This is a genomic window from Arthrobacter mobilis (assembly GCF_012395835.1).
GTDB lineage: Bacteria > Actinomycetota > Actinomycetes > Actinomycetales > Micrococcaceae > Crystallibacter > Crystallibacter mobilis.
In genome coordinates, this window is record NZ_JAAZSQ010000016.1 from 55,596 (window position 1) to 69,785 (window position 14,190).

Annotated in this window: 12 protein-coding genes; 6 read left to right on the forward strand and 6 right to left on the reverse strand. The window is 68.0% G+C overall.

Annotated elements, in window-relative coordinates:
- The first annotated feature begins 3 nt into the window (after positions 1 to 3).
- Both HGG74_RS15035 and HGG74_RS15040 read left to right on the forward strand, forming a co-directional pair.
- Positions 4 to 384, forward strand: a complete 381-nt coding sequence (locus tag HGG74_RS15035; RefSeq protein WP_168487632.1) for a hypothetical protein — start codon at positions 4 to 6, stop codon at positions 382 to 384.
- 534 nt (positions 385 to 918) lie between these two features.
- The gene (locus tag HGG74_RS15040) at positions 919 to 1,689 is read left to right on the forward strand and encodes a LamG domain-containing protein (protein ID WP_168487634.1); all 771 of its coding nucleotides are present in this window, start codon (positions 919 to 921) and stop codon (positions 1,687 to 1,689) included.
- Positions 1,690 to 1,775: 86 nt separating this feature from the next.
- Here the strand turns inward: HGG74_RS15040 and HGG74_RS15045 are convergent, their stop codons facing one another.
- The 4 genes from HGG74_RS15045 to HGG74_RS15060 all read right to left on the reverse strand — a co-directional run bounded on the left by HGG74_RS15045 (position 1,776) and on the right by HGG74_RS15060 (position 5,739).
- A complete protein-coding gene (locus tag HGG74_RS15045; protein WP_168487636.1) occupies positions 1,776 to 3,245 on the reverse strand; it encodes a M14 family zinc carboxypeptidase in 1,470 nt (489 codons plus the stop codon).
- Positions 3,245 to 3,571 carry a hypothetical protein gene (locus HGG74_RS15050; protein ID WP_168487638.1) on the reverse strand — a complete coding sequence of 109 codons (327 nt, stop codon included), beginning with the start codon at positions 3,569 to 3,571 and terminating at the stop codon, positions 3,245 to 3,247. The genes HGG74_RS15045 and HGG74_RS15050 overlap by 1 nt, the downstream gene beginning before the upstream one ends.
- Positions 3,572 to 3,920: 349 nt before the next feature.
- Entirely contained in the window at positions 3,921 to 5,069 is a 1,149-nt protein-coding gene (locus HGG74_RS15055; RefSeq protein WP_168487640.1) for a class I SAM-dependent methyltransferase, read from the reverse strand.
- Positions 5,062 to 5,739 (reverse strand): IMPACT family protein, encoded by a 678-nt coding sequence (locus HGG74_RS15060; protein ID WP_246262932.1) that lies wholly within the window; start codon positions 5,737 to 5,739, stop codon positions 5,062 to 5,064. Before HGG74_RS15060 ends, HGG74_RS15055 begins: the two co-directional genes overlap by 8 nt.
- 244 nt (positions 5,740 to 5,983) lie before the next feature.
- Between HGG74_RS15060 and HGG74_RS15065 the strand changes: the two genes are divergently transcribed.
- The 4 genes from HGG74_RS15065 (at position 5,984) to HGG74_RS15080 (ending at position 12,186) form a co-directional block, all read left to right on the forward strand.
- Positions 5,984 to 7,408, forward strand: a complete 1,425-nt coding sequence (locus HGG74_RS15065) for an FAD-binding oxidoreductase (protein ID WP_168487641.1) — start codon at positions 5,984 to 5,986, stop codon at positions 7,406 to 7,408.
- 42 nt (positions 7,409 to 7,450) lie between these two features.
- A complete protein-coding gene (coaE, locus tag HGG74_RS15070; protein WP_168487642.1) occupies positions 7,451 to 8,656 on the forward strand; it encodes a dephospho-CoA kinase in 1,206 nt (401 codons plus the stop codon).
- Positions 8,657 to 8,673: 17 nt separating this feature from the next.
- On the forward strand, positions 8,674 to 10,803 hold the full coding sequence (gene uvrB, locus HGG74_RS15075) for an excinuclease ABC subunit UvrB (RefSeq protein ID WP_168487644.1): 2,130 nt from the start codon (positions 8,674 to 8,676) through the stop codon (positions 10,801 to 10,803).
- Between the two features lie 333 nt (positions 10,804 to 11,136).
- Positions 11,137 to 12,186 carry a TerC family protein gene (locus HGG74_RS15080; protein ID WP_168487646.1) on the forward strand — a complete coding sequence of 350 codons (1,050 nt, stop codon included), beginning with the start codon at positions 11,137 to 11,139 and terminating at the stop codon, positions 12,184 to 12,186.
- Between the two features lie 96 nt (positions 12,187 to 12,282).
- Here HGG74_RS15080 and HGG74_RS15085 read toward each other — a convergent pair whose 3' ends face one another.
- On the reverse strand, positions 12,283 to 13,545 hold the full coding sequence (locus HGG74_RS15085) for an alpha/beta fold hydrolase (protein ID WP_168487686.1): 1,263 nt from the start codon (positions 13,543 to 13,545) through the stop codon (positions 12,283 to 12,285).
- A gap of 53 nt (positions 13,546 to 13,598) precedes the next feature.
- Positions 13,599 to 14,138 (reverse strand): GNAT family N-acetyltransferase, encoded by a 540-nt coding sequence (locus HGG74_RS15090; protein WP_312856867.1) that lies wholly within the window; start codon positions 14,136 to 14,138, stop codon positions 13,599 to 13,601.
- Positions 14,139 to 14,190: the final 52 nt, after the last annotated feature.

The window sequence follows — 14,190 nt, forward strand, 5'->3', positions numbered from 1 at the left end:
GAGATGGAAAGCTTCACGCTCACAGGCGAAGGCATTGATGTGCGGTTCAGTGCCGATGACGGCGTGCTCTCGGTGCAGGGCGAAGGCTTGGCGGGCACGGACAGGGAGTTTTCCGGTGAGAATGTGCTGATTTCAGGTTCGGACCTGGGGACGATGCTGACCGTGGTTCTCCTCGATAGTTCAAGGGACCTCACCCAGGTCCGGTTAGCCGTTCTGGTTCCCTCCGGGATCCGGGACAGCGAGGAAGAACAGGTTACCGGTGCGGCCATCATTGTCACTGACCGAACACGGTCAATGGGCCCGCCGCGATCTCCGCTGCAGGATTACGATGTCCGTCCGTTGTCGGGAACGATGCAGAACCGAAAAACAGAGTTGGCGCAGTAGGGCGGATATCAGGACCCCGATGGGCGACCTTGCCCTGTTCGGTGGCGGGACAGCTCTGCGTCGGGCATGGCGGATATGGTGCGGATAAAACGCTAATAGTGACGAATACTCGGAATTGCCGTTTAACGTGGCCAGAGGTAGGACGTGCAGGACGAAAACGGACTCACCCCTGCTGAACTCGATCGGCATAACCTGTAATTCACATCAACTTCGAGTTTACCCGGCAGGCGGGTTGGGGGCTGCCGCAGGTTGGATGTTTCCCGTTGATGCAGGCAACGCTTCGATATTGTCGGCAGGGATTCCCGATATGGTGGCGAAAATGCGTCGAAAACCTGGCAAGGCTGAATCAAAGTGCAGATTTCCGTCCCGGCCGGTGTCTAATCTGGATGACATTCAAGGAACCGTTGAAATGACAAAGACCCGGAACCGGGCCAACAATTCTTCCCCGGTCCGACGCAGGATGGCATTGCTGTCCGTGCTCACCTTGGGCTTCGTGGGGCTTCCGTCGGCCGCTGCGCAGCCGGAGCCCCGGGGTTGCCGCAGGTTGCGGCACCCCGGGTCACGTACGACGCTGCAGCGCAGGCCGACAAACCCGCTGCCTACTGGACCATGAGCAGCCCGCGCAGCAGCACCGAAAAGGACCGTACCGGCCACGGGCACACGGGCAGGTACTTCGGCCGTCCCGCTGCCACCAGGCTGCCCAACGGGGACACGGCCGCGGACTTCGACGGCAAGACCGCATATCTGCAGGTCAAGGACGCCGCGGCGCTCAGCCCGGCCACCGGCGGCGTGCTCACGCTCGAGGCATGGATGCGTCCGGACGCGCTGAAATTCCCTGTAGAAGGGAACAACATGAGATATATGCACTGGATGGGCAAGGGGGAACCGAACAACCATGAGTATGTCGCGCGGTTCTACTCGAATACCGATCCGCAGAGGCCAAACCGCATCTCCGGCTATCAGTTCAACATTGACGGGGGAAAGGGGGCGGGATCATACTTCCAGGACACAATCCGGGCCGGGACCTGGATCCACTACGTGCTGGTCATCAATGCCAAAGCGAAGTCGGACTCCTATCCGAACGGGTACGTAAGGATCTACCGGGACGGCAAGCTGAGGGACACGACCAACCTGGACTACGGCGGGACGGTCATCGTCCCCAAGCGCGGCAACGCGCCGTTCCGCATCGGAACCCGCGACCTGGACACGTTCTTCGAAGGCGCCATCGGCAAGGTGGCTATCTACGGAAAGGAACTGCGGCCCGAAAGCATCAAGAAACACTACACCGTGATGACCCGGCGGTGAGGCCAGGGAAGTCGACTCCTGTGCCTCCACTCGTTTAGTAGCATTTCCCGAAATTCCGCATCCAGACGGGTAGCCCGAGGACGGCTCTAGACCGGCCGGTCCGGGACGGAGGCGTCTGCAGGGCCGCGTTCCGTGAGTGACTTCAAGATCTCGGCGGTGGAGAGCCCGGCAAAAGCGGCCAGGCGCTCCTGTACGAGCTGCAGGTCGGACCGCAGTTCCGCGGGGCCGCGCTCTGCCAGGGCGTGCACGAATCCGCGGGCCTCGCCGGCTGTCTCCGGATCGAGGACGGCACCGTCGTCGGTGACCTGTGCCCCGGCAGCGGACACGAGGCGCGCGGCGCGCCCGGCCAGCTCAGGATCCTGGAGCACGATGCTGATCAGCGGCGCCTGAAGCTGTTCAAAGAGCGTGATCCAAGCCCTGCCTTGCCCGGTGCTGCCCAGCAGTTCGTCCCTGACCCGGCGCAGCGTTTGGACCTCCCTGTCGCGGTCAAGCAGCTTCCAGCCGATCAGCTCGATGGCGCAGATGGACAGCTGGAGCAGCGCCAACAACCCGGACTCGGCCTCCCGCTTGATCGGTTCCGGATTGGCAGGGTGGAAGGACTCCGCCACGCTGCCCTGCCACGGACCGGTCTCGAGGGTGAAGCCGTAGGTCTTGTGCTGCGTGCCGTCAGCGATGTGCCGCGCGTAGGCGTAGTCGCTCAGCGTCCCCGTGGTGGGATACAGGCCGAGCCCGGTTTCCCGGGTGTATTTCCGGCCGCGCACGTCGGCAATGGCCTGGACAATGCCATCTCCGACGCTTTCGAAGCGCAGCAGGTCGCGCGGTGTCATGTATTCGGCGTAGCTCGGGTCGGTGATCGGCTGGCAGGCAGTTGCCGGCAGGGTGGTGAACCGCTTCGTTGGGTCCGTCGTTTGGGTTGGTGCGTGTCCCCAGGGATGCAGCACGAGTTCGGAATAGGAATGCACGTCAGCGAAGCAGTCGATCCGGTGGGAGTCGAGCAGGTGCCGGACATTGCGGCTCTCAGGCTCGGAAAATACAGACGGTCCGCAGTAGACCTCGGAGCACGGGGCGCAGGAGGTCTGTCCCTCGGTAACGCCCCAGAGGAGGTCCGCATTGCGGTTGAGATCGACCCCGTCACAGGCGGTCCCCGGATTGTCCCGCCGGTTCTTCCGCCAGAGGCCGTCGACGGTCATCACGTGGTGGCGCCCGTCCGGGTTCACGCATGGCAGCAGGTACAGGTCGAGGGTCTCCAGGATGAGTTTGATATCGGCCGCCGGCCAGGTCCGGCCGCCCAGGACCACATCGCTTCCTGTCCGGTAGCTGGCCACGAGATCGACCGCCAGCTCGATGAGCAGGTCCGGGTTCATCAGTTCGCGCGCGTGCGTGCCGCCCACCAGCAGCACACCCCGGCGGTCGCCGCCGCCGGCGCGCAGCCGCAGGGCACGGACCGGCCGGCCCTGGACCGAGGGCTCGGGCAGCGTGAATTGTGTGCACAGTTGGGGGTGGGTCGCGGCGAGGGTGCTGCCCGCCGCGTCGAGCTGGGAAACCGTGCGGTACATCAGTCCTCTCCCTTCTGCTCCGTGCCACCGAGGCGTTCATCGAGCCACGCGGCCGCGGCGTCGTCGTCCATGATCAGCGAGGAATCCAGCGGACCTGCAGGCGCGGCCTGGACGATCGTGACCTCGAAGCCGCTCTCGACGAGGCGGGCCGCCTCCTCCATGTCGACCAGCAACCGCACGCCTCCGTCGGGATCGGGCACACGGTCCAGATCCATGTCCGCCACCCGCCGCATGTCGATCTGGTCCGCGGCCCCGGAACGGAGAATGACCTCGTACCGGGCTTTCGCCCGGCCGGTGTCCTGCGGGGCATCCTCGGCGGCCATCATCGGCCTCCCTTCCTGAAGCAGGGAACCATCCGGTCAGCAGCACGTAGTCCTGCCGGATGCCGGCGACTGGTTGGGCTGCCGTGCCATCCGGGGCTTTCCACGCCTGGTTCTCCTGAAAGCGGAAACAATTCTTCGTTCGGCTGCCTGCCGCCCCCATGTCCTGAAGGCGACAGCGGCCAGGGCCAGTTTGTCCACATGCCGTTACTTGGCCGTTACAGATGCTGGAGGGCGGCAATCGCCCGCGCAGACACACCCAACGGCCGGGACGCGATCCTGCCACATCCAATCCACAACGCTGCTGCAATGGCGGCTTGCGTGAATTCGATTGCGTAGTCCGAAAAGGAGGTGACTAATGAACAGTTTCCGGGAAGGGCGTGGAGACTGTCACGGTGAACTTGGGGTTCCGGGCCATTTGCCTGGTCGGGCCGACGAGGCGTTCCAGGTGCGGGCGGTAGCGCAGGTGCGAGTTCCAGACAGTCCAAAGTTCCCCGCCGGGGGCCAGGACGCGTCCCGCGTCGGCGAAGAGCTTCAGCGCAATGCCGGCGTGGACGGTGGAGCCGACGTGGAAGGGCGGATTCAGCACAATCAGCTCGGCCGAGGCGTCGGGCTGGGCCGAGAGCGCGTCGTCGCGGAGTACCTCCACCCGGCCGGCGACGCCGTTGGCTGCGGCGGTGGCGGCGGTGGAAGCGACGGCGGAGGCCGACTGGTCGCAGGCCAGCACGTGCAGCTGGGGCCGGGACAGCGCCAGGTAGGCGGCAATACTCCCGTTGCCGCAGCCGAGGTCGATGGCGGTACGTGCAGGCCGTGCCTGCGCGAGCTGCGGCAGCAGGAACCGTGTGCCCGGGTCCAGCTTCGCCCCGCCAAACGTGGCCCCGTAGGCCCGCAGCTGCAGCGGCCGGGTCAGTCCAACGTCGTACCCGGCTTCCAGCGGGAACCGTGTCCCGGTGCCGGCCGGCTTCAGCCCGGCTGCGGTGAGTACCCGGGCCTTCTGCCGGGCCAGCCCGGCGGCGACCGAGGAGAAGTACCGGCCCAGCACCTGGTTCATGGCCAGCGCCATGTGTTTGACCATGCCGCCGGCGAAGACCTGCACGGCGGGGTCCGCATGGGCGGCAACCAGCGAGGCGGTTTCCTCCAGCGCCTCCAGCGAGCGGGGCAGGCGCAGCAGCACCACGGTGGCGCCGGTGAGCAGTTCCGGCCCGAGGGGATGGTTGGTGTAGACGCCGGCCAGGCCGGCCCCGCGGGCGTTGTTGGCCAGCGCCTGCTCGCCGGAGAGCGGATCCTGGTGGACACGGATGCCGGCCAGGCCGTGTCCCGCCGCCGCGCCGAGGGTCAGCGCCCCGTACTGGTCCCCGATGACGGCCAGCTGCCCCGGAGCGCAGCCGGCCAGCGCATCGGCGGCAGTGTCCAGGAGCAGCCGGTCGGCGGCGTCGTACGCATACAGGTTCTCCGCCTCGATGTCCGGATACCGGCGCAGCGCAGCGAAGTCCAGCTCAGGCAAGATCCACCCATTCGGTGCCGCGCGGCTCAGGTTCCGGCCCGCCGGCGGTCAGCGCGGCCAACCGGTCCCGGAAAGCCTCCACCACCGGGGCCTGGTCGGCGAGCGCCACGGTGATCAGGGCACCCCCGGCGTCATAACCGGTCTCCAGCACCGTGATCCCGGCCGCGCGCAGTTCGTTCTCCAGCCGGCCGGCCGCGGCATGCCCGGCGCGGACGGCAAACAGCCGCATCCGCCGCCGGGGAACCAGCCGGGCCGTGGCCAGGGCCTGCGAAACGGAGTCCGAGTAGGCCCGGACCAGGCCGCCGGCGCCGAGCAGGATGCCGCCGAAGTAGCGGACGACGACGGCGGCAACGTCGCTCAGGTCCGCGACCCCGGGAGCGGTCTCGCGGCGGGTCAGAGCCTCCAGCATCGGGAGCCCGGCGGTGCCCGAGGGCTCGCCGTCGTCGCTCGAGCGCTGCACGCCTCGGTCCGGGCCGAGCACGAAGGCACTGCAGTGGTGCCGGGCGTCGTGGAACTCCCGGCGCAGGCCGGCCACCAGCGCCCGGGCCTCGTCCTCGGATTCGACCCGCCGCAGGACGGTAATGAACCGCGAGCGCTTGATCTCGAGTTCGTGCCGGTGCTCCCCGCCAATGGTGGTGTAGCTGGCGGTGCTGGTGGGGGAGCCGGGCAGAGTCACGCCTTCCAGCCTAACGCCCGGCGGGCGGCCTGTCCTTCGCCTGCACGACACGCCGCTTCCGGTTGCCGCCGGCGTCTGTCCGGCGGGAAAATTAACGGACAAGAACACAAAGCGATTGCCGGACCGAGCCATGCGGGGGCGCGGACCACTCAAGGTCGGCATTGTGGACTGTTCTCGTCTGCGGCGGGGCGGCCCGTATTCCTGTGTTTGGCACGGCTGGACTCAGGAGGGAACTATTATGTCGACAACCCCAGCCGAGAGCAGCGGCACCGGACTGGCGAGCCCCTATGCGGAACTCGAAGTCCAGTTGCGCGGACGGGCCATCAGGCCCGGGGACCCGGACTACGACGAGGCCCGGGCCGTCTACAACGGCATGATCGACCGGCGTCCGGCCCTGGTGGTCCGGTGCGCGGATTCGGCGGACGTGCTGGCGTGCGTGCGCTTTGCCCGGCAGCACGGGCAGGAAATCGCCGTCCGCGGCGGCGGACACAACGCCGGCGGACTCGGCGTCTGGGACGACGCCCTGGTGATCGACCTGTCGGCCATGCGCAGCACCACGGTGGACCCAGCCAACCACACGGTCCGCGTGGACGGCGGCTGCCTCTGGCGCGATGTGGACCACGCGACCGTACCGTTCGGCATGACCACGCCGACGGGCTTCGTCTCCTCGACCGGTGTCGGCGGGTTGACCCTTGGCGGCGGTGTCAGCGGCTACCTGAGCCGGCGCTTCGGCCTCACCGTGGACAACCTGATCAGCGCGGACGTAGTCCTGGCTGACGGGTCGCTGGTGACCGCCGATGCGGAGCACCATCCGGACCTGTTCTGGGCGCTGCGCGGCGGCGGCGGCAACTTCGGCGTCGTGACCTCCTTCCGCTTCCGCTGCCACGACATCGGCGAGCACGGAAACATCATCGGCGGACCGGTGTTCTACGACGTGGCAGACTTGCCTGACGTCATGCGCTGGTACCGGGAACTGCTGCCCTCCCTGCCAGAGGAACTCAGCGGCTGGATCGGACTGGCCACCATCCCTCCCGTGCCGCCGTTCCCCGAGGAACTCCACGGACGCAAGACCTGCCTCATCGTCTGGTGCTACAGCGGGCCGCACGCCCGCGCCGACGAGGTGCTGGCCCCCGTGCGTGAATTTGGTTCACCGCTTGTGGTGGGAATCCAGGAGATGCCCCTTTCGGCGCTGCAGTCGGCCTTTGACCCGCTGCTGCCGGCCGGAATGCAGTGGTACTGGCGGGCGGATTTCATCCACCAGATCTCGGATGAGGCCATCGACATCCACCGCAAATATGCGGAGCAGTTGCCCTCTGCCCTCTCCACCATGCACATGTATCCTGTCGACGGCGCGGCCGCCCGGGTACCTAGGGATGCGACGGCGTTCGCCCACCGCGACGGCGGCTGGGCGGGCGTGATTGTCGGCGTGGACCCGGACCCTGCCAACGCCGGAAAAGTCACTGAGTGGGCCAAGGCGTACTGGGAGGAACTGCACCCGACGTCGTCAGGCGGGGCGTACATCAACTTCATGATGGACGAAGGCCAGGACCGCATCCGCGCGTCGTACCGGGAGAACTATGACCGGCTGGCCCGGGTCAAGGCGCAGTACGATCCGGACAACGTGTTCCATATCAACCAGAACATTCCGCCGGCAGCGGCCTGACCGACGGCACAGGGGAGGCGGCGGCCGGGCTAAGCTGGCGGAATGCTGAAGGTTGGCCTGACAGGCGGCATTGCCGCCGGAAAATCCCTGGTGGCGGCCCGCCTGGCCGAACTCGGGGCCGTCCTGATCGATGCGGACGCGCTGGCCCGCGAGGTGGTGGAGCCGGGCACCCCGGGCCTGCGCGCCGTCGTCGACGCCTTCGGCGCCTCCGTGCTCGACGGCGCCGGCCGGCTGGACCGGCCGGCGCTCGCCGCCGTGGTGTTCGGCGACGAGGACAGGCGGCAACTGCTCAACGGCATCATCCACCCGCTGGTGCGGGCCCGCGCCGCGCAGCTGGCCGCGGATGCCGGCCGGGAGAGCATCGTCGTCCAGGACATCCCGCTGCTGGTGGAAACCGGGCAGGGAGCCAATTTCCACTTGGTCCTGGTCGTCGACGCGCCCGAGGACGAACGCGTGCGCCGGATGGTGGCCAACCGGGGCATGGACGAGGCCGCAGCCCGTGCGCGGATCGCCGCCCAGGCGACGGCGGAGGAGAGGCGGGCGGCCGCCGACGTGCTGCTGGTCAATACCGGTACCGAGGCCGACGTCGTCGCCGCCGTGGACGAGCTCTGGCACCGGCGGCTGGTGCCGTTCAACCGCAACCTGGTGGACCGGAAGGTGGTGCTGCCCCCGGGCCCGCCGGTGCTGTCGGAGCCGCAGCCGGACTGGGCGCAGCAGGCCGGCCGGCTCGCGGCCCGGCTGCAGCGCGCCGACAACCGCATCCTGGCGGTTGACCACATCGGATCCACCGCGGTGCCCGGGCTGCCGGCCAAGGACGTGATCGACCTGCAGGTCACCGTGGCCTCGCTGGCGGAGGCGGACGAACTGGAGCCGGCGCTCGCCGCCGCCGGCTTCCCCCGCCGGCCGGGGACCTGGAAAGACAATCCGAAACCCTCGGCGCCGGACCCGGCGCTGTGGGAGAAGCGGCTGCACGGCAGCGCTGATCCGGGCCGGCCCGCCAACATCCACGTCCGGGCCGCCGGATCGCCCGGCTGGCGCTACGCGCTGGCCTTCCGGGACTGGCTGCGGGCCGAACCGGATGCGGCCGCGGCGTACCTGGCGGAGAAGCGCCGGGTGGCCGCCCTCCATGCCGGGGACAATGCCTGCGGCGGCTACGCCCGGGACAAGGGCGGCTGGTTCCTCCGGTTCGCCGAGCCGCGGCTGCAGGAATGGATCCGGGCCTCGGGCTGGACGGCGCCGCGCTACTAAGGACTAACGTTAATGGCATGAGCCTTGCCCAGGAGATCAACCGTGTCGTCGCGCCGTTCCAGGTGGTCAGCGAGTTCAAGCCGTCCGGGGACCAGCCCGCCGCCATCAAGGAACTGACCGAACGGATCCAGGCCGGGGAGAAGGACGTCGTCCTGCTCGGTGCCACCGGCACCGGCAAGAGCGCGACGACGGCGTGGCTGATCGAGCAGGTGCAGCGGCCGACGCTGGTGATGGTGCAGAACAAGACGCTGGCCGCCCAGCTGGCCAACGAGTTCCGCGAGCTGCTGCCGCACAACGCCGTCGAATACTTCGTCTCCTACTACGACTACTACCAGCCTGAGGCCTACGTGCCGCAGACCGACACCTTCATCGAGAAGGACTCCTCGATCAACGAGGAAGTGGAGCGGCTGCGCCACTCGGCCACCAACGCGCTGCTGACCCGGCGCGACGTCATCGTGGTCGCCACCGTTTCCTGCATCTACGGTCTGGGCACCCCTGAAGAGTACGTGGCGGGCATGGTCACCCTGCGCCAGGGCGAGGAAATGAACCGCGACGAGCTGCTGCGCCGCTTCGTGGCGATGCAGTACGCGCGCAACGACGTCGACTTCCACCGCGGCACCTTCCGGGTGCGCGGGGACACCGTGGAGATCATCCCGATGTACGAGGAGCTGGCGCTGCGGATCGAGTTCTTCGGCGACGAGATCGAGAAGATCTATACGCTGCATCCGCTCACCGGCGAGGTGGTGCGCGAGGAAACCGAGATGTATGTCTTCCCGGCCTCGCACTATGTGGCGGGACCGGAACGGATGACCCGGGCGATCGCCGGCATCGAGGACGAGCTGCGCGAGCGGCTGGAGGTGCTGGAGTCCCAGAACAAGCTGGTCGAGGCGCAGCGGCTGCGCATGCGCACCACCTATGACCTGGAAATGATGCAGCAGATGGGTTTCTGCAACGGCATCGAGAACTACTCCCGGCACATCGACGGCCGCGGCCCCGGCACCGCCCCGCACTGCCTGCTGGATTACTTCCCGGATGATTTCCTGCTGGTCATCGACGAGTCGCACGTGACGGTTCCGCAGATCGGGGCCATGTACGAAGGCGACATGTCGCGCAAGCGGACGCTGGTGGAGCACGGCTTCCGGCTGCCCTCGGCCATGGACAACCGGCCGCTGAAGTGGGACGAGTTCCTGGAGCGGATCGGCCAGACCGTCTACCTCTCCGCGACCCCGGGCAAGTACGAGCTGGGCAAGGCCGACGGCGTGGTGCAGCAGATCATCCGGCCCACCGGGCTGGTGGATCCGGAGATCGTGGTCAAGCCCACCAGGGGGCAGATCGATGACCTGCTGGGTGAAATCAACGCCCGGGTCGAGCGTGACGAGCGCGTGCTGGTCACCACGTTGACCAAGCGGATGGCCGAGGACCTGACCGACTACCTGCTCGAGCGCGGGGTGAAGGTCCAGTACCTGCACTCGGACGTGGACACCCTGCGCCGGGTGGAGCTGCTGCGCGAGCTGCGGCTGGGTACGTTCGACGTGCTGGTGGGCATCAACCTGCTTCGTGAGGGCCTGGACCTGCCGGAGGTCTCGCTGGTGGCCATCCTCGACGCCGACAAGGAAGGCTTCCTGCGCAGCAGCACCTCGCTGATCCAGACCATCGGGCGCGCGGCCCGCAACGTCTCCGGCCAGGTGCACATGTACGCGGACAAGATCACCGACTCGATGGCCAGCGCGATCGAGGAGACCAACCGCCGGCGCGAGATCCAGCTGGCCTACAACCGCGAGCACGGCGTCGACCCGCAGCCGCTGCGCAAGCGCATCGCGGACATCACCGACCAGCTGGCTCGCGAGGACGCCGACACCGATGCGCTGCTGGGGGCCTTCGACTACGGCAAGGGCAAGCGCGGCATCGCCTCGGCAAAGACCGCGGCCCAGACCGCCAGGGGTGCCGGGAAAGCGGGCGAGAAGGTCCGCAAGGACGGGCTGGCCGCCGCGCCGGCCGAGGACCTGGCCGGGATGATCGAGCAGATGACCGAACAGATGCACGCCGCCGCTGCCGAGCTGCAGTTTGAGCTGGCCGCCCGGCTGCGCGACGAGGTGGCGGAGCTGAAGAAGGAGTTGCGGCAGATGCGTTCTGCCGGGCACGCCTGAGAGTGGGGCGCTCCCGGAGTGTCGCTGGCGCGCCACACCGGGGCCCTCGCGCCCCACTCTTGGGGGCGCTCCCGGAGTGTCGCTGGCGCGCCACACCGGGGCCCTCGCGCCCCACTCCAGGTCCGGCACCGCCAAAAGCCGGCCGCTGCGGCGCGGCCGGATTGGGCACAGGGCCGTTCGATCGAGTAAACTCGGCGGAGCGTAGGGGAGTATCCCAAGTGCTGTGGACGTCAACACGCCGGGCAGAGTAGCCGGGCCGGGCACAGCGGCTGGCCGATCAGGTGCCGGCGGAGAGACTTGCGGCAATCATTCGTATCCCCGGAAGGTTTTTTCGTGCTTGAACTGCCCCTGTGGTTTGAAGTCGGCACTTTTGTGGTGCTCGGCATTATCCTGCTGTTCGACCTGCTTTACGTCATCAAGCGGCCGCATGAACCATCCATGAAGGAAGCCGGCCTGTGGGTGTCCTTCTACGTGGCCCTGGCCCTTCTCTTTGCCGGCCTGATGTTCGCCTTTACCGGTGCCGAGTTCGGCACCCAGTTCGTGGCAGGCTGGATCACCGAATACAGCCTGAGCATCGACAACCTGTTCGTGTTCATCATCATCATGGCCCGCTTCTCGGTGCCGCGTAAGTACCAGCAGGAAGTGCTGATGGTGGGCATCATCATCGCGCTGATCCTGCGCGGCATCTTCATCGCCCTCGGCGCCACCGTGGTGGAGAACTTCAGCTGGGTCTTCTACATCTTCGGCGCGTTCCTGCTCTGGACCGGCTACAAGCAGGCCAAGGACAGCGGCGAGGACGAGGAGCACACCGAGAACGCGCTGATCACCAAGCTGCGCACCGTCCTGCCGATGTCGGAGAAGTTCGAGGGCAACAAGCTGCGCACCGTCGTCGACGGCAAGAAGGTCTTCACTCCGATGGTGATCGTGTTCATCACGATCGGCCTGACCGACCTGCTCTTCGCCGTGGACTCCATTCCGGCCATTTTCGGCCTGACCCAGAGCGCGTTCATCGTGTTCACTGCCAACCTCTTCGCGCTGATGGGCCTGCGCCAGCTGTACTTCCTCCTGGGTGGCCTGATGACCCGCCTGGTCTACCTCAAGCACGGCCTCGCCCTGATCCTGGGCTTCATCGGGGTGAAGCTGGTCCTGCACGCCATGCACGTGAACGAACTGCCGTTCATCAACGGCGGCCAGCACATCGAGTGGGCCCCGGAGATCCCCACCTTCGTCTCCCTGGGCGTAATCGTGGGCATCATCGTCGTCGCCACCGTGGCCAGCCTCCTCAGCCCCGCCGCGAAGGCGGCCAAGCTGGACGCCGAACTGGCGGCCGACGCCGAGAAGAGCCGGCACCCGGAGCACGAGGCACCGGAACAGCGCCGCTAACGCGCTGCAGACAGCAAAAGCCGCCGGCACCATTCAGCAGGATGGTGCCGGCGGCTTTTGCTGTGATCACCGGCCCGTGTCCAGGGCCGGCGGTGCTCAGCCGGGCCGGCACATGCCGAGCAGGCGGCGGAAGATGCCTTCGCCGTCGTCGGAAATCCCGTCATGGTGGAACTCCGCGGTCTCCCACACACGCAGCCCGCGCACCCGCGCCGCCGTTTCCAGGGAGAGGCCGCGGTCCACATAGATGTCGTCCCGGTACACGGCGGCGGCCACCGGCACGGTGTTGGCGGCCAGCTGCCCCGGCGAGTAGAGCGCGGGCCAGTCCGCCTTATTGGCCAGCAGCTCGGCGGTTTCGCGCAGCGGGACCAGCGCCGGATCCTCCTCGAAATACCAGGGGTAGACCATTTCGCCGGTGAGCAGGGGATGTTCGGCCTCCGGCTTGAACTGCGGGTACTCCTGGAGCACCCGCCACGCGGACCAGTCCGTGGCCGCGCCCTGGCCGTAGATGGATTCGTGGACCAGCGCGTACAGCGGATTTGAGGCCCGGCTGACGAGGGCGCCGACCTGGGCCAGGAAGGCATCCGAGAGGCGCCGGCCGTCCGGTGTCCGGGTGAAGGCGTCCTCGAGCAGGTAGTGGAGCGCGTCGAAGCGGGTGTTGCCGCCGAGGAAGGACCCGGCCATCTGGAACCGGCGGACGCTCAGGCGTTCGCCGGTGGGCAGGTACTCGGGCACCTGCTCCAGGTGCCGCGCGATTCCGGTGACCAGTGCCCGGTCCTCCGGGTAGGCGGCGAAGTACTCCCGGTTGCGTTCCTCGACCCGGGCGAAGGTGGCGCGGTAGACCCGGTCCAGAGACCCGTCCAGCGGGGCCAGCCCGCCGGTGATCAGCACCTCCCGCAGCCCCTCGGGGGCGAAGGACAGGTAGGTCAGCGCACAGAAGCCGCCGTAGCTTTGGCCGAAGACGCTCCACGGCCCGGCCCCAAGGGCGCCGCGGATCAGTTCGGCGTCGGCGACGATGGAGTCCGCGCGGAAGTGCGCCAGGTAGCCGGCCTGGGCCGCGGGATCCCCGCGCAGCGGCAGGGTCTGCCGGGTGGCGGGGGAGGAGAGCCCCGTGCCGCGCTGGTCCAGCATCAGGATGCGGAAGCTGCGCGCCGCTTCCTTCATCCAGCCGCCCAGGGAGGTCACCCGGTTGCCGCGGCCGCCGGGTCCGCCCTGCAGGAAGAGCAGCCAGGGCAGCTCCGTAGCGTCGCCGTGGTCCAGCGAGACGTATTCGCGGGCGAAGACTTCCAAGGTTTCCCCGCCGGGCCGGCCGTGGTCCAGGGGCACCGTGAAGCAGTGCCCGGTGGTCCGCAGGCCGCGCATCTCGTGGCTGCCGGTGATCGTGTGTCCGGCCACCTGCCGGCCGGTCCCGGGCGTCACCGGGACGCCCCCGCAACCTGCCCGGCGTCGCCGTTCCCTTCCAGATCCGGGCCAGCTCCGTCGCGGGCGCCGAAGGCGGCCAGCGCCTCCCCGGTCAGCCGGTAGGTGGTCCACTCGTCCTGCGGCCCGGCACCGAGGGCGCGGTAGAAGCCGATCGCTGGTTCGTTCCAGTTCAGCACCGCCCACTCCACCCGGGCATAGCCCTGGTCGACGGCGTACCGGGCCAGCGTGCGCAGCAGCTCCGTGCCCAGCCCGCGGCCGCGGGTGCCCGGTCGCACGTACAGGTCCTCCAGGTAGATGCCGTGGACCCCTTCCCAGGTGGAGAAGTTCCGGAACCACAACGCCATGCCCTCGACCCGGCCGTCCACCTCGGCCACGTGGGCGAAGACCGCCGGATGGGGCCCGAAGAGCGCATCCTGCAGCTGCCGGGCGGTGGTCTTGACCGCGTCAGGTTCCTTCTCGTAGGCGGCAAGCTCATGAATCAGCTCGAGGAGGGCGGGGACATCGGCTTCGCGGGCCGGCCGGATGTCGGGCACGGAGGGTTCAGGCATGGCAGTTTCAGGCATAGCAAGAGCCTAACCCCTCCCC